This window comes from Variovorax sp. P4_D9 (assembly GCF_056401695.1).
The window spans coordinates 33,433-48,224 of the sequence record NZ_JBFUIU010000004.1 but is presented as its reverse complement, the minus strand read 5'-3'; the positions used below and the strand labels follow the sequence as shown (position 1 = coordinate 48,224).

The window sequence follows — 14,792 nt, the reverse complement described above, 5'->3', positions numbered from 1 at the left end:
GCTCAAGAGCGTCTCCTCGATGATGTAATCCGACGCAGACGGTTTTAACTGAGGCACGGCTTCCGTGCAGGAGGTGGGATTTGGACGAGGTACTTCTGATCACCGGCGGCAGCCGCGGCATCGGCGCGGCGACCGCCCTCCAGGCCGCCCGCCGCGGCTACGCCGTGGCCGTCAACTATGCCAGCAACTCGCTGGCCGCCGACGAGGTGGTGCGCAGCATCCGGGCTTCGGGCGGCACAGCGATCACGGTCCAGGCCGACGTCGGCGACGAGTCCCAGGTGCTGGCGATGTTCGAGAAGGTCGACGCCAAGCTGGGGCGCCTGACGGCGCTGGTCAACAACGCCGGCGTGGTCGACATGCAGGCCCGGGTCGACGAGATGAGCGTGGCGCGGCTCGAGCGCATGCTGCGCATCAACGTCATCGGCAGCTTCGTCTGCGCCCGCGAGGCCGTGCGGCGCATGAGCACGAGGCACGGCGGCAGAGGCGGGGCGATCGTCAACCTCTCGAGCGCCGCCGCGCGCCTGGGCTCGCCCGGCCAGTACGTGGACTACGCCGCGAGCAAGGGCGCGATCGAGAGCCTCACGATCGGCCTGGCCAAGGAGGTGGCCGCGGAAGGCATCCGCGTCAATGCGGTGCGCCCCGGCCTGATCGACACCGAGATCCACGCCTCGGGCGGCCTGCCCGACCGCGCCCTCCAGCTCGCCTCGACCGTGCCGATGAAGCGCACCGGGACGGCCGAGGAAGTGGCCAACGGCATCCTGTGGCTGCTGTCGGCCGAGGCCGGCTACGTCACCGGAACCTCCCTCGACATCACGGGCGGTCGCTGATGGCTCCCCCCGCGATGGACCTGATCAAGCCGCTGATCACGCTGCTGGCCATCGTCAACCCGCTGGCGATCGTGCCCTTCTTCATTCACTACACCCAGGGCTGCACCGACCAGCAGCGCAAGCGCACCGCCTGGGTATCGGCTTTCAGTGCCTTCATCGTGATCGCGGTCAGCGCGCTGCTGGGGCTGCAGCTGCTGTCCTTCTTCGGCATCTCGATCGCGAGCTTCCAGGTCGGTGGCGGAATGCTGCTACTGATCAGTTCGCTCTCGATGCTGAACGCCGAACCGGCGGAGTCGAAGACCAACAAGGACGAGATCCGCGCGACCGAGGTGAAGGCATCGCTCGGCGCCTCGATCGCGGTCGTGCCGCTGACCATTCCGCTGCTGACCGGCCCGGCCACCATGTCGACCGTGGTGATCTTCGCCGACCGCACCCAGCATGTCTGGGAGCTCGCGATCCTAGTCGGCTACGGCGTGGTGATCGGCCTGGCCACCGGCGTCACCTTCTCGCTGGCCGAGCCGATCGCGCGGGTGCTCGGCAAGACCGGCATCAACGTCATGACGCGGCTGATGGGCCTGATCCTCGCGGCGCTGGCGGTCGAGGTGATGGCCGACGGGCTGGGCACGCTGTTCCCGGTGCTGCACCGCGCGACCTGAGCGCTACGCGCCCAGGTCGACGATGCGCGGCACGATCGCCTCGCCATCGATCCGCAGCTCGGCCACCGAGATCGGCAGCCTGAAACGGCGCGGCCCCGCACTGCCCGGATTGAGATAGAGCACCGGCCCGCGCTGCTCGGCCCGCGGGCGGTGCGAGTGGCCGGACACGACGACGCGAATGCCGGCCGCAACCGGGTCGATGCGCAGCTGCGCCAGATCGTGGATCACGAACAGGCGCAGGCCATCGACTTGCAGCAGCGCCGTCTCCGGCACCGCCTCGGCCCAGGCGCCGCCGTCGTTGTTGCCGCGCACGACGGTCAACGGGGCCAGCGCGGACAGGGCGTCGATGATCTCCAGCCCGCCGATGTCGCCGCCATGCACGATGTTGTCGGCGCCGCGCAGAAAGTCCAGCGCCTCGGGCCGCAGCAGTCCGTGGGTGTCGGAGATGATGCCGATGCGCATGGCGGCGGCCCGTGCTTCGGTCGCGCTGCCCTACTGCGCGTCGACCCAGGCCACCAGCTCGGCCACCACGACGTCGCTGGCCGATGCCAGGGCCTTGACGCCGCCGGGCCCGTCGGCTGTCGGCGCCGGTTTGCGGACCGAGAAGCTGCGCTGGGCCAGCACCTTGTCGCCGGCGGGCTGATTGCGGGTCAGCGTGGCGCTCACCCGCACCAGGCCGATGCTGCGCTCGGGCGATTCGAAATACTGGCTGAATTCCTCCAGCGTGACGCGCAGGGTGTCGGGCAGGCGGCCCGCGCTGCGGGCGATGCTGGCGCTCTCCTCCGGGCCCAGCACCGTGTGGCCGGCCGACAGCGCCTCGCGCAGGCGCTGGCGCAGCAGCTGCGCCGGCGGCTGGCTCCAGCGCGACTGGCCATAGGGCCGCAGCTCGTTCKAATCCGCGTAGCCGAGGCGGTACAGCAGCTGGGTGCCGTCGAGCCGCGAATTGGCATCGACCTCGGCCAGCGCGATCATCGGCAGCGCACGCGGGGCCGGCGCGGCGGCGGCAGCCGGCGAAAGCGCCGTGTTGCCGGGCCCGAAATCGTAGAGTGYGGCCCGGGCCGGCTTGTCGGGCAGCGCGCCGCAGCCCCCCAGCAGCAGCGCGGCGGCCGGGCCGGCCAGGAAGTGCTTCAGTGCGTCGTTCATGGAAATCATGGAATGGCCTTCACGGACTTGCAGTCGTCGCCGGCACCGAGAAGCCGGGTTCGCCAGGACCGGCGACCACGCCGCCATTGCCGAACAGCAGCGATTGCGGGTTGTCGCTGATGCCGTCGGCCGCGCGGCCCAGGCGGCGCACCGCGCGCGAGGTGTCGTCGGCGACCCGGTTCACGCGCGGCAGCGTCGCGTTGTTAAACGAATCGACGGCCTGCGACAGGGCCTTGGTGCCGTCGCCGAGGCGGTCGATCGGACCGTCCTTGGCGTTCAGGCGGGTCGCGGTCGCATTGAAGTTGTTGGCGACCCGCGAGATGTCGGTGGCCGCGCCCTTGACTGTGACCATGGTGTCGCGCGTGCGGTCCATCAGCGGCGGCAGCGCCTTGAGCGCCGGGTCGAGGCCGTTCTTGACCGTGTTGTCGAGCGACTTGGTCAGCTGGTTGGCACTGGCCGCAGCGCCCGCGATGTTCTCCAGCGCATCGGCGATGCGCTTCTGGTTGTCGTCGCCGAGCAGGGCGTTGACCTTCTTGGTGACGTCTTCGACCCTGCCGAGGATGACTTCGCCGCGGTCCTGCAACTGGGCGAGCAGCGAAGGCTTGAGCGGGATGCGCGGTGGATTGTCGTTGTCCGGCACCAGCGAGACCTGTGATTCGCCCTTGTCGTCGAGGGCGATGAAGGCCAGCCCGGTGACGCCCTGGTAGCTCAACGTCGCGAAGGTCGAGGTGGTGAGCGGCACCCGTTCGTCGACCGTGATGCGGACCCGCACGTTGCCTTTCACCTTGGGGTCGAAGTCGATAGAAGCGACCTTGCCGACCGCGATCCCGCGGTAGCGCACCATGGCCTGCGGCTGCAGGCCGCTCACCGGATCGCGGGTCGACAGCTCGTAGATGTTGCGCACCGTGTTGTCGCGCGTGAGCCAGACCACCAACGCGACGATCACGGCGATCAGGCCGAGCACGAAGGCCCCGGCGGCGAGGGCATGGGACTTGTTTTCCATGGCGGCTACCTTTCGGACAAGGGGGTCAACCGGCCGGCCGCCCCTTCATGCAGTGCTTCCATGGCGCGCTGGCCGCGGCCGCCGAGGAAGTACTCGTGGATGAACGGATGGGGATACGCGATCACCTCGCGCGTCGTCCCCGCGACGATCACCTTGTGGTCGGCCAGCACCGCGATGCGGCTGCTGAGGTCGAACAGGGTGTCGAGGTCGTGCGTGATCATCACCACCGTGAGCCCGAGCTCGCGGTGCAGGCCGCGCAGCAGGTCGCAGAAGCCGTCGGCACTTTCGGGATCGAGGCCGGCGGTGGGCTCGTCGAGCAGCAGCAGGGGCGGGTCCATGATCAGTGCCCGCGCCAACGCCACCCGCTTGATCATGCCGCCCGAAAGATCGGCCGGACTCTTGGTGGCCTGCTGCGGGCTCAGCCCGACCATCTGCAGCTTGACCAGCGCGGCATCGCGGATCAGGTCGTCGGGCAGCAGCTTGAGTTCGCGCAGCGGAAAGGCGACGTTGTCGAGCACGCTGAAGGCCGAGAACAGCGCGCCGTGCTGGAACAGCATGCCGACATTGGCGGCACCCATCGCACTGAGCTGCCCCGGCGGCCGGCCGAGCACCGTGACCTCGCCGCGGGTCGGATGCTCGAGCCCGAGGATCTGGCGCAGCAGCACGGTCTTGCCGGTGCCCGAGCCGCCCACCAGCGACAGCACCTCGCCGCGCACGATCGTGAGGTCGAGGTCGCGGTGCACCACCTGGTCGCCGTCGGGCGACCGGAAGATGGTCCAGAGCTTGCGGATCTCGACCACGCGTTCRGCGTCGCGGGGAAAGTTGTCTGTCATCAGCGCAGCCCCACGCCCTTGAACAGCACCGCGAACAGCGCATCGACCAGGATCACCACCGTGATCGAGGTCACCACCGACGAGGTCGTGCCGCGGCCGAGGCTCTCGGTATTGGGTTTGACCCTCAGGCCGAAATGGCAGCCGATCAGCGCGATCAGGATCCCGAACACCGCCGACTTGGACAGCGCGAGATAGAGGTTCGACATCGGCACCGCGCGCGGCAGCGCCGAGAGAAAGTACGCGGGCGAGATGTCGAGCGACAGGTCGGCCGCGATCATGCCGCCGAACAGCGCCGCCATCGAGGTCCACATGCTGATCAGCGGCATCGTGATCGCCAGCGCCAGCACCCGCGGCATCACCAGCCGGAAGCCATGCGGGATGCCCATCACACGCATCGCATCGAGCTCATCGGTGACGCGCATGACACCGATCTGCGCCGTGATGGCCGAGCCCGAGCGGCCGGCGACCAGCACCGCCGCCAGCACCGGGCCGAGCTCGCGGATCAGCGACAGGCCGAGGATATTGACGATGAAGGTCTCGGCGCCGTACTGGCGCAGCTGCTGCGAGGTCAGGTAGGCCAGTACCACGCCGATCAGCAGGCCGACCAGCGCGGTGATCGGCAGCGCGGTGGTGCCGAACTGGTAGATCTGGCCCGAGAAATCGCGCCAGGGCCCGCGGTGCGGTGCCCGCAGCAGCTTACCGAGGTCGAGCGTGAGCTGGCCGATGAGACCGAGGAAATCGCGCGCCACGAACATCATCCGCGGCCCGTTGTGGKCGAAGGCCTTGAAGCGGGCGGCCAGCGTGACCGGGGGCTCGACCGGCGCGCTGCAGGTGTAGAGGGCAACCTGATCGAGCACCGCCTTGTGCTGCGAATCCATCTCGAGCCGCGCCGGCCAGGCCTGCCCCCAATGATCCCAGAGCAGTTGGGCGCCGATGTGATCGAGCTGCTCGATCGGCCGCAGGTCCCAGGGGCGGCCCTCCTTGGCTGGGACGCTCTTCAGGCTGTCGGACAGCGCGCCCCAGGCCCGCGCCGACGACATCGCCAGCACGGTCCAACGGCCGGTGGCCACCGCCCATCGGCCGCCGTCCTGATCGCGTTCGACGACGCGCGGTTGCGCGCCCTGCGCTTCTTGCGCATCGGCGGGCATCGGCGAATCGGTCGGCATGAGGGCAGCGGCAGTTCGTGAAGCGAATGACGCAACATCGTAACCGGGTGCGTCCGCGACGGGCCTCCCGAATGCCGCCCCTGCGCGTAGGCGATCGCGCAAGCCCCGGGGCTTTGCCACAATTCGGTGCCGACGGCGAAATAGTGCCCGATGGCCGGCGGCGGCATTTTCCAAAACGACAAGAGACAAGCAAGACCGAATGAGCGACACCATCTTCGACTACATCGTGATCGGCGGCGGCACCGCCGGCGCGTTGATGTGCAACCGCCTGACCCGCAGCTCGCAGCAGCGCACGCTGCTGATCGAAGCCGGCCGCAAGGACGACTACCACTGGATCCACATCCCGGTGGGCTACCTCTACTGCATCGGCAACCCGCGCACCGACTGGCTCTACAGCACCGAGCCCGACGCCGGGCTGAACGGCCGCACGCTGCGCTACCCGCGCGGCAAGACCCTGGGCGGCTGCTCGAGCATCAACGGCATGATCTACATGCGCGGCCAGTCGCGCGACTACGAGCATTGGGCCGCGCTCACTGGCGACGACGCCTGGCGCTGGAACAACGTGCTGCCGGCCTTCAAGCAGCACGAGGACTATTACCTCGGCGCCGACGAGATGCACGGCGCCGGCGGCGAATGGCGGGTCGAGAAGCAGCGCCTGCGCTGGGACATCCTCGACGCCTTCGCCGACGCTGCGCAGCAGGCCGGCATTCCTCACARCAGCGACTTCAACCGCGGCAGCAATGAGGGCGTTGGCTATTTCCAGGTCAACCAGAAGAACGGCTGGCGCTGGAACACCGCCAAGGCTTTCCTGCGGCCCACTTGCTACGGGCGGCCGAACTTCGAGATGTGGGTCAACGCCCATGTGACGAAGCTGATCGTCGAGACCCAGGCCGATGGCAGCCGGCGCTGCACCGGCGTGCAGGTCTGGGACGGCCACGAGATGGTGACGGCGCAAGCCACGCGCGAGGTGCTGTTGTGCGCCGGCAGCATCGGCTCGCCGCAACTGCTGCAGCTCTCGGGCATCGGCCCGGCGGAGCTGCTGCAGCAGCACGGCATCGAGGTGGTGGCCGACCTGCCGGGCGTCGGCGCCAACCTGCAGGACCATCTGCAGATCCGCGCGGTCTACAAGATCCAGGGCGCACCCACGCTCAACGTACTGGCCTCGTCGCTCTACGGCAAGGCGAAGATCGGCATGGAGTACCTGTTCAAGCGCAGCGGGCCGATGAGCATGGCGCCCTCGCAGCTCGGGGCCTTCACCCGCAGCTCGCCCGAGCACGAGTGGCCGAACCTCGAGTACCACGTGCAGCCGCTGTCGCTCGACGCCTTCGGCGAGCCGCTGCACAGCTTCCCGGCCTTCACCGCCAGCGTCTGCAACCTCAACCCGACCAGCCGCGGCACCGTGCGCATCAAGAGCGGCAAGTTCGGCGACGCGCCGGCGATCGCGCCCAACTACCTCAGCACCGACGAGGACCGCAAGGTGGCGGCCGATTCGCTGCGGGTCACGCGCCGGATCGCCGCCCAGCCCGCGCTTGCGAAGTACGCCCCCGAGGAATGGAAGCCCGGACTCCAGTACCAGACCGACGAGGAACTGGCCCGGCTGGCCGGCGACATCGCGACCACCATCTTCCATCCGGTGGGCACCACGCGGATGGGCGCCGATGGCGATCCGATGGCGGTGCTGGATTCGCGGCTGCGGGTGCGCGGCATCGAGGGCCTGCGGGTGGTCGACGCCGGAGCCATGCCGACCATCACCAGCGGCAACACCAACAGCCCGACCTTGATGATCGCCGAGAAGGCGGCCGGGTGGGTTCGCGAGGCGGCTGTGGCTCCATGATGTATCCGTTTGTTTCCATTGACGGGTAATCCCCGATGCACTGGCACGGTGCGCCGAATTAAAGTTCAGCCACTCGCAAACGGGCCAGCCCGCAGCGCGGGGGACCGAGGAGACATCTTTCGAAGAACCAGAACTAGATCAGACAAGGCATCCGCACGAGATGCCGTTTTTTTGAACAAGGCGCCGCCAGTCGGCGCCTTTTCTTTTGGGGCCAAGGTCCTGCGGCAACAGCAAGTGGGGCACGGCGGCCGCGGCGGCGCAGTTCCACCATCGCGTCGGCCTGCGCTGGCTACGACTTCCTCAAGGCGGCCGGCTCGGCCAAGCTGCTCAACACCATGACCAACCTGGGCGCGCTGCTGCTGTTCGGGCTTAAGGGCCATGTGCTGTGGCCGCTGGCCGTGACCATGGCGTTTGCCAACGTGGCCGGCAGCGTGATCGGCGCCCGCGTCGCCATCAGGCAGGGCGCCGCATTCGTGCGCAAGGTGTTCATCAGGGTGGTCGGCGCTCTCATCCCGAAGACGGCCTACGACGCCTTCCTGCGTTGAAGGCTCAGGGGGCGACCGAGGCCTGTGCGGTCATGCCGGCTGGCGACCAGGCGACGTCGCTGGCCACGCGCGGCTTGCCGATCGGCACGGTGGCCTTGCCGATCTGGATCGCCGCCATGTCGGCCTCGCTCGGGTACTGGTTCATGAGCCAGTAGTCGAAGACGCGGCGCGCGATCGGCGCCGCGGCGCCGGCGCCCCAGCCGGCGTTCTCGACGATCAGCGCCACCGCGATCTTGGGGTCGTTGACCGGCGCGAAGGCCATGAACAGGGCGTGGTCGCGCTGGTGCTCCTCCAGCGCCTTGGCGTTGTACTTGGTGTTCTGCGCCTGCGAGACGGCCTGCGCGGTGCCGGTCTTGCCGGCCGCCTGGTAGGCGGCGCCGACGAAAACGCCACGTGCGGTGCCGCCGGTCACCACGGCGGTCAGGCCCTCGCGGACCACGGCGATGTCTGAAGCCTTGTAGCCGAGGTCCTGCGGCGGCGGCTGCACGACCGGCTTGACCTCGCCCGTCACCGTGTCGCGGATCGCCAGCACCAGGTGCGGCTTGTTCTTGATGCCGCCATTGGCCACGATCGCGGTGGCCTGCGCCAACTGGAGCATCGTGAAGCTGTTGTAGCCCTGGCCGATGCCCAGCGAGATGGTCTCGCCGGCGTACCACTTCCTCTGCTCGAGACGCTTGTAGGCGTTGCGCTTCCACTCGGTGCTGGGGAGCACGCCGCGCACCTCGCCGCCAATGTCGATGCCGGTGATCTGGCCGAAGCCCAGCGGCTTCATGGAATCGTGGATCAGGTCCACGCCCATCTCGTTGGCCAGCGAGTAGTAGTAGATGTTGCTCGACAGCTGGATCGAGCGCCGCATGTCGACGCCGCCGATGTTGCCTTCGGGGCTGCCGAAGCGATGGCCGCCGAAGTTGAAGTAGCCGGGGTCATTGACCACCACGCTGGGCCCGCGCTTGCCGGTCCGCAGCGCCGCCAGTGCCATGAAGGGCTTGTAGGTAGAGCCCGGCGGGTAGGTGCCGCGCAAGGCGCGATTGAGCAGCGGCTTGTCGAGCGATTCGCTCAGTTCCTTCCAGCTCTCGCTGTCGATGCCTTCGACGAACAGGTTGGGGTCGAAGGTCGGCTTGCTGACGAAGGCCAGGATCTCGCCTGTCTTGGGATCGAAGGCGACCAGCGCGCCGCGGCGCTCGCCGTACATATCCTCGACCAGCTTCTGCAGCTTGATGTCGAGCGACAGCATGACGGTGTTGCCGGGCGTCGCCGGATGGGCCGCGAGCCGGCGCACCGCGCGGCCCCCGGCCGAGGTTTCCATCTGCTCGACGCCGGTCTGGCCATGCAGCGTCTTCTCGTAGCTCTGCTCGATGCCGAGCTTGCCGATGTACTCGGTGCCCTTGTAGTTGGCGAGGTCCTCGTCCTCCCAGTCCTCCATCGCCGTCTTCTCGGCCTGGTTGATGCGGCCGATGTAGCCCAGCACGTGGCTGGCCAGTTCGCCATGGGGGTAGTTGCGGAACAGCCGGGCCTTGATCTCGACGCCCGGGAAGCGGTAGCGCTGGGCCGCGAAGCGCGCCACTTCCTCGTCGCTCAGGCGGGTCCGGATCGGCACCGAGTCGAAGCTGCGCGAGTCTTCGCGCAGCCGCTTGAAGCGCCGGCGGTCGCGCGGAGAGATCTCGAGCACTTCGGTCAATGCGTCGATGGTCTCCTCGAGGTTGCCGGCCTTGGAGGGCGTGATCTCGAGCGTGTAGGCCGAGTAGTTGGAAGCCAGCGTGATCCCGTTGCGGTCCAGGATCAGGCCGCGGTTCGGCACCACCGGCACGATCGCCGTGCGATTGCTCTCGGCCTGCTCGGCCAGGTCTTCATGCCGCACCACCTGCAGGTAGATCAGGCGCGCGCACAGCAGCCCGAAGGCCGTGAGCACGACCATGCCGATCACGATCACCCGCCGCTTGAAGCGGGCGAGGTCGGCGGCAACGTTGCGGATCTCTGTCATCGGGTGCTGAAGCTTAGGCTGCACGAAGCCCGCAGGCAATGGGGCCTGTCGGGCGGGCGGGGCAACGGTCAGAGTGGTCTGTTGGCGTCGGGTTCCGGGGTTCGGCGCTGCGGCGCCAGAAGAACCAGGCTGACCAGCGGCCACAGGGCCGCCTCCAACGCTGGCGCTACCAGCAGCGACCAGCCCGGGAAGGCACCGCCGCCGATCATGCGGATGGCCAGTTCGATCAGGTGGGAAAGCGCGAACAACGGAAGCACTTGCAGCGCCTGGGAAATGAGCGGATACCAAAGCAGCCGCCGGTGGATCATGGTCGCCAGAAAGCCGAGTGTCGTGTATGAAAGGGCATGCTGCCCAAGCATCGCGGCCTGGTGGACGTCCATCAGCAGCCCGAACACGAAGGCGGCGCCGATGCCGATGCGCGCCGGCTGGTGCACGCTCCAGAACACGATCACCAGCGCCAGCAGGTCGGGAGTCCAGGCGGCACGGCCGAGCGGCACCATGTTGAGCAGCAGCGCGACGATCAGGCTGGTCCACATGAACAGCGGGCYGACGGGCAGCAAGAGCTGCTGCTGGCCGGGACGCATGATCATCGCGGGCTCGCTTCCTTCTTGTCGGCCTTCTTGGCGGACTTGGCATCGGCCTTGGCGTCTGCCTTGGCGTCGGCCTTGGCATCTGCCTTGTCCGCCTTCTTCTTGGCGGCGACGGCCGAGGGCGTGTTCGGCGGGGTCGGTTTCGGCACCGCCGTTGCACCGCTGGGCGCCAGCACGAGCACATAGCGCGCCGCACTCACGTGGGCCAGCGGCACGCAATGGATGCGCGCGAAGGCGGAGTCGGCGCGGCGCTCGATGCGATCGATCTTGGCCACCGGCAGGCCGGGCGGATAGACGCCGTCGACGCCGCTGGTGGTCAGCACATCGCCTTCCTGGACATCCGAGTTGGCCTGCATGAAGCGCAGTTCGAGCCCGCCGCCATGCGCACTGGCGTCGCCGAAGGCCACGCTGCGGGCGCCGGTGCGCACGTTCTGGACCGGGATCGACAGGTCGCGGTCGATCACCAGCGTGATCTCGCTCGAGAAGGGCTGCACCTGCGTCACCTGACCGAGCACGCCGTGCTCGTCGATCACCGGCGAGCCGGGCGCGATGCCGTTGGCCAGGCCCTGGTCGATCACCAGCTTGCGCGTGTAGGGGTCGGCCGCGTCATACAGCACCTCCGCCGCACGGCCCGGCGTCTGGGTGACCTGGCGCAGTTCGAGCAGGGAGCGCAGGCGGGCGTTTTCCTGGGCCAGCGTATCGGCCTGACTGGCGCGCTCGGACTGCAGCGCGAGCGCCTTGCGGGCCGCCGCCTCGTTGACTTGCGCCGTTTGCAGATCCTCGAGGTAGCGCCCGCCGTCGGCCACCAGCTGAACCGGCTTCAGCGCCAGCCATTGCACCGGGTAGAGCACCGTGCCGATCGCGAGACGAAGCGGCTGCACGATGTGGAGGCGCGCGTCGGCCACCATCAGGAACAGCGCCAGCGCGCTGAAGAAGATCAGCTTGCTCAGCGCCGACGGCCCCTGGTTGAAGAGGGGCGGTGCAGTGCGATCGAGAGTGCCGAGCGGCATGACGCTTTATGCCACGAGAGATGCAGGGACAGCAGCGCTATTTGTCCGGATGTTCCAGAGTTGCCGCGGAACCGGCTTTGCCGGGCCGCAGGCAACACCCCCTGTAGGGGGTGGGAGCGCGACACGCAGTGCGCGCGACCTGGGGGAGCGCATTATTCGCTGGTGAAGATGCTTCCCAGGCGGTCCATGCGCTCGAGGGCGATGCCGCAGCCGCGCACCACGCAGGTCAGCGGATCTTCGGCGACCAGCACCGGCAGGCCGGTTTCCTCGGCCAGCAGGCGATCGAGGTCGCGCAGCAGGGCGCCGCCGCCGGTCAGCATCATGCCGCGTTCGGCGATGTCGGCGCCGAGTTCGGGCGGCGTCTGCTCGAGCGCATTCTTGACAGCCGAGACGATGTTGTTGAGCGGATCGGTCAGGGCTTCGAGCACCTCGTTGCTGCTGATCGTGAAGCTGCGCGGCACGCCCTCGCTGAGGTTGCGGCCCTTGACTTCCATTTCCTTGACCTCGGAACCCGGGAAGGCCGAACCGATGTTCTTCTTGATCACTTCGGCCGTCGGCTCGCCGATCAGCATGCCGTAGTTGCGGCGGATGTAGTTGATGATCGCCTCGTCGAAGCGGTCGCCGCCCACGCGGACGCTGCCCTTGTAGACCATACCGCCGAGGGAGATCACGCCGACTTCGGTGGTGCCGCCGCCGATGTCGACCACCATCGAGCCGCTGGCCTCGGACACAGGCAGGCCGGCGCCGATCGCGGCGGCCATCGGTTCCTCGATCAGGTAGACCGAGGTCGCGCCGGCCGCTTCGGCCGCGTCCTTGATGGCGCGGCGCTCGACCTGGGTCGAGCCGCAGGGCACGCAGATGATGATCCGCGGGCTCGGCGTGAGCAGCGAGCGCGGGTGCACCATCTTGATGAACTGCTTGATCATCTGCTCGGTGATGACGAAGTCGGCGATGACGCCGTCCTTCATCGGCCGGATGGCCTCGATGTTGCCGGGCACCTTGCCGAGCATGGCCTTGGCCTCGCGGCCGACGGCCTGGATCACTTTCTTGCCGTGCGGCCCTCCTTCGTGGCGGATCGCGACGACCGACGGCTCGTCCAACACGATGCCCTTGTTGCGGGCGAAGATGAGGGTGTTGGCGGTGCCGAGGTCGATCGCCAGGTCGGTAGAGAAATACCGACGGAAAGCTCCAAACATTGTGGAATTCCTCTGGGGCACGGCATGCGCGTCGGCAGGCCGTCGCCCTCTTATTGGGTCGTGTGAAGGGTGGTTTGAAACGTTTTTGCGGCAAATGCCGGCGCGTTCGCGGGGGTTGCGGCAAAGGCGGGATAATAACCGAATCCCCTGACAGCCCAGCGTTTCAGAGCAGCTTTACGGGATGCGAATGCACCCTGTTCGACGCCAGAAACGCTCTTTTTCGATGTCCCTCACCTCCACAGATATTGCCCGCATCGCCTCTCTGGCGCGGCTCCAGCTGGCTCCCGACGAAAGCGAGCGGATGCTCGGCCAGATCAACGGCTTCTTCGACCTGGTCGAGCGCATGCGCGCGGTCGACACCGCCGGCATCGAGCCGCTGGCCCACCCCGTGGCCGCGATCGAGGACATCACGCTTCGCCTGGCGGAAGACGTGGTGACCGAGCCGAACAACCGCGAGGCCAACCAGCGCAGCGCGCCGGCGGTCGAGAACGGCCTGTTCCTGGTGCCGAAGGTGATCGAATGAGCGGCGAAATCCATCGGATGGGCGTGGCCGGGCTGGCTGTTGCCCTGCGCGAACGCAAGATTTCGGCGGTCGAGGCCGCCCATCACCACCTGTCCCGGATCCGCGCCCACCAGGATCTGGGCGCCTTCGTGGCGATCGACGAGCAACTCACGCTGTCCCAGGCCCGCGCCGCCGACCACCGCATCGCCGCCGGCTCCGGCGCGGCCCTCGAAGGCGTGCCGATCGCCCACAAGGACATCTTCGTCACCGCCGACCTGCCGACCACCGCCGGTTCGCGCATCCTGGCCGGCTACCGCTCGCCCTTCGACGCCACCGTGGTGCGCAAGTTGGCCGAGGCCGGTGCCGTGACCTTGGGCAAGCTCAGTTGCGACGAGTTCGCGATGGGCTCGGCCAACGAGAACGTCGCCGTGCCCGCGATCGGCTTCGACCAAGCGGTGCCGGTGCGCAACCCGTGGGACACCGACCGCATCCCCGGCGGTTCGTCGGGCGGCAGCGCCGTGGCTGTGGCCGCGGGCCTGGCCCCAGCCGCCACCGGAACCGACACCGGCGGCTCGATCCGCCAGCCGGCCTCTTTCTGCGGCGTCACCGGCATCAAGCCGACTTACGGCCGCGCCTCGCGCTACGGCATGGTCGCCTTCGCCTCCAGCCTCGACCAGGCCGGCCCGATGGCCCGCTCGGCCGAAGACTGCGCGCTGCTGCTGTCGGCCATGTGCGGGCCCGACCCCGATCGCGACTCGACCTCGCTGAACAAGCCGGTCGAGAACTTCTCGCGCTCGCTCAAGGACTCGCTCGACGGCTTGCGCATCGGCGTGCCGAAGGAGTTCTTCGGCGAGGGCGTGGCGCCCGGCGTGCGCGCCGCTGTCGATGCCGCGCTGGTCGAATACGAGAAGCTCGGCGCCCGCCGCGTCGAGATCACGCTGCCGCGCACCGAGCTGTCGATTCCCGTGTACTACATCATTGCGGCGGCCGAGGCCTCCAGCAACCTGAGCCGCTTCGACGGCGTCAAGTTCGGCCACCGCGCCAAGAACTACCGCGACCTGGCCGACATGTACGCGCAGACCCGCGAGGAAGGCTTCGGCGACGAGGTCAAGCGCCGCATCATGATCGGCACCTACGTGCTCTCGCACGGCTACTACGACGCCTACTACCTGCAGGCCCAGAAGGTGCGCCGCATGATCGCCGACGACTTCCAGCAGGCTTTCAGGCAGTGCGACGTCATCGCCGGCCCGGCCGCGCCGACGGTGGCCTGGAAGCTCGGCGAGCACGGCGGCGACCCTGTGGCCGACTACCTGGCCGACATCTTCACCTTGCCGGCCTCGCTGGCCGGCCTGCCCGGCATGAGCGTGCCGGCGGGCTTCCACGGCGCACTGCCGGTCGGCATCCAGTTGATCGGCAACTACTTCGCCGAGGCCAGACTGCTCAACGCGGCGCACGCCTTCCAGCAGGCCACCGACTGGCACCTCCGCACCCCGGGAGGCTTTTGAC

At 68.3% G+C, this 14,792-nt stretch carries 15 protein-coding genes; 6 read left to right on the top strand and 9 right to left on the bottom strand.

The genetic code is table 11. The annotated features are described in order from the left end of the window. The first annotated feature begins 80 nt into the window (after positions 1-80). Positions 81-827, top strand: coding sequence for an SDR family oxidoreductase (locus AC1DY5_RS01100; protein ID WP_478107525.1), 747 nt, complete (start codon positions 81-83; stop codon positions 825-827). Positions 828-841: 14 nt separating this feature from the next. Next, positions 842-1,483 (top strand): MarC family protein, encoded by a 642-nt coding sequence (locus AC1DY5_RS01095; protein WP_478107523.1) that lies wholly within the window; start codon positions 842-844, stop codon positions 1,481-1,483. 3 nt (positions 1,484-1,486) lie between these two features. Here the strand turns inward: AC1DY5_RS01095 and AC1DY5_RS01090 are convergent, their stop codons facing one another. Genes AC1DY5_RS01090 through AC1DY5_RS01070 form a run of 5 tightly spaced genes read right to left on the bottom strand, consistent with a single transcriptional unit; the run spans position 1,487 to position 5,628 of the window. After that, entirely contained in the window at positions 1,487-1,945 is a 459-nt protein-coding gene (locus AC1DY5_RS01090; protein WP_478107521.1) for a metallophosphoesterase family protein, read from the bottom strand. A gap of 30 nt (positions 1,946-1,975) precedes the next feature. Then, positions 1,976-2,626: an ABC-type transport auxiliary lipoprotein family protein gene (locus AC1DY5_RS01085; protein ID WP_478107519.1), complete on the bottom strand. Its 651-nt coding sequence runs from the start codon at positions 2,624-2,626 to the stop codon at positions 1,976-1,978. 19 nt (positions 2,627-2,645) lie between these two features. Further along, on the bottom strand, positions 2,646-3,629 hold the full coding sequence (locus AC1DY5_RS01080; protein WP_478107517.1) for an MlaD family protein: 984 nt from the start codon (positions 3,627-3,629) through the stop codon (positions 2,646-2,648). 5 nt (positions 3,630-3,634) lie between these two features. Beyond that, complete coding sequence (locus tag AC1DY5_RS01075) at positions 3,635-4,462, bottom strand: ABC transporter ATP-binding protein (RefSeq protein WP_478107515.1); 828 nt, start codon at positions 4,460-4,462, stop codon at positions 3,635-3,637. Continuing rightward, positions 4,462-5,628: an MlaE family ABC transporter permease gene (locus AC1DY5_RS01070; RefSeq protein ID WP_478107513.1), complete on the bottom strand. Its 1,167-nt coding sequence runs from the start codon at positions 5,626-5,628 to the stop codon at positions 4,462-4,464. Before AC1DY5_RS01070 ends, AC1DY5_RS01075 begins: the two co-directional genes overlap by 1 nt. Positions 5,629-5,827: 199 nt before the next feature. Between AC1DY5_RS01070 and AC1DY5_RS01065 the strand changes: the two genes are divergently transcribed. Both AC1DY5_RS01065 and AC1DY5_RS01060 read left to right on the top strand, forming a co-directional pair. Then, positions 5,828-7,462, top strand: coding sequence for a GMC family oxidoreductase (locus AC1DY5_RS01065; protein ID WP_478107511.1), 1,635 nt, complete (start codon positions 5,828-5,830; stop codon positions 7,460-7,462). 137 nt (positions 7,463-7,599) lie between these two features. Then, positions 7,600-8,007: a sulfite exporter TauE/SafE family protein gene (locus tag AC1DY5_RS01060; RefSeq protein ID WP_478107530.1), complete on the top strand. Its 408-nt coding sequence runs from the start codon at positions 7,600-7,602 to the stop codon at positions 8,005-8,007. 4 nt (positions 8,008-8,011) lie between these two features. On the opposite strand, the gene mrdA is transcribed toward AC1DY5_RS01060, so the two are convergent. The 4 genes from mrdA to AC1DY5_RS01040 all read right to left on the bottom strand — a co-directional run bounded on the left by mrdA (position 8,012) and on the right by AC1DY5_RS01040 (position 12,784). Beyond that, on the bottom strand, positions 8,012-9,988 hold the full coding sequence (gene mrdA / locus AC1DY5_RS01055) for a penicillin-binding protein 2 (RefSeq protein ID WP_478107509.1): 1,977 nt from the start codon (positions 9,986-9,988) through the stop codon (positions 8,012-8,014). A 68-nt stretch (positions 9,989-10,056) separates the two neighbouring features. Next, positions 10,057-10,578 carry a rod shape-determining protein MreD gene (mreD, locus tag AC1DY5_RS01050; protein WP_478107507.1) on the bottom strand — a complete coding sequence of 174 codons (522 nt, stop codon included), beginning with the start codon at positions 10,576-10,578 and terminating at the stop codon, positions 10,057-10,059. After that, positions 10,575-11,588, bottom strand: coding sequence for a rod shape-determining protein MreC (mreC, locus tag AC1DY5_RS01045; protein WP_478107505.1), 1,014 nt, complete (start codon positions 11,586-11,588; stop codon positions 10,575-10,577). Before mreC ends, mreD begins: the two co-directional genes overlap by 4 nt. 152 nt (positions 11,589-11,740) lie before the next feature. Continuing rightward, complete coding sequence (locus AC1DY5_RS01040; protein ID WP_077002382.1) at positions 11,741-12,784, bottom strand: rod shape-determining protein; 1,044 nt, start codon at positions 12,782-12,784, stop codon at positions 11,741-11,743. A 223-nt stretch (positions 12,785-13,007) separates the two neighbouring features. Between AC1DY5_RS01040 and gatC the strand changes: the two genes are divergently transcribed. Continuing rightward, positions 13,008-13,307, top strand: coding sequence for an Asp-tRNA(Asn)/Glu-tRNA(Gln) amidotransferase subunit GatC (gene gatC / locus AC1DY5_RS01035; RefSeq protein WP_478107503.1), 300 nt, complete (start codon positions 13,008-13,010; stop codon positions 13,305-13,307). Next, the gene (gene gatA / locus AC1DY5_RS01030) at positions 13,304-14,791 is read left to right on the top strand and encodes an Asp-tRNA(Asn)/Glu-tRNA(Gln) amidotransferase subunit GatA (RefSeq protein ID WP_478107501.1); all 1,488 of its coding nucleotides are present in this window, start codon (positions 13,304-13,306) and stop codon (positions 14,789-14,791) included. The genes gatC and gatA overlap by 4 nt, the downstream gene beginning before the upstream one ends. The last annotated feature ends 1 nt before the right edge of the window (position 14,792 follow it).

What these genes read in the sequence shown, in the direction of transcription:
- AC1DY5_RS01095 (WP_478107523.1), top strand. Translation starts at nt 842, where the DNA reads ATGGACCTGATCAAGCCGCTGATCACGCTGCTGGCCATCGTCAACCCG.
- AC1DY5_RS01090 (WP_478107521.1), bottom strand. Translation starts at nt 1,945, where the DNA reads ATGCGCATCGGCATCATCTCCGACACCCACGGACTGCTGCGGCCCGAG.
- AC1DY5_RS01080 (WP_478107517.1), bottom strand. Translation starts at nt 3,629, where the DNA reads ATGGAAAACAAGTCCCATGCCCTCGCCGCCGGGGCCTTCGTGCTCGGC.
- mrdA (WP_478107509.1), bottom strand. Translation starts at nt 9,988, where the DNA reads ATGACAGAGATCCGCAACGTTGCCGCCGACCTCGCCCGCTTCAAGCGG.
- mreC (WP_478107505.1), bottom strand. Translation starts at nt 11,588, where the DNA reads ATGCCGCTCGGCACTCTCGATCGCACTGCACCGCCCCTCTTCAACCAG.
- AC1DY5_RS01040 (WP_077002382.1), bottom strand. Translation starts at nt 12,784, where the DNA reads ATGTTTGGAGCTTTCCGTCGGTATTTCTCTACCGACCTGGCGATCGAC.
- gatC (WP_478107503.1), top strand. Translation starts at nt 13,008, where the DNA reads ATGTCCCTCACCTCCACAGATATTGCCCGCATCGCCTCTCTGGCGCGG.
- gatA (WP_478107501.1), top strand. Translation starts at nt 13,304, where the DNA reads ATGAGCGGCGAAATCCATCGGATGGGCGTGGCCGGGCTGGCTGTTGCC.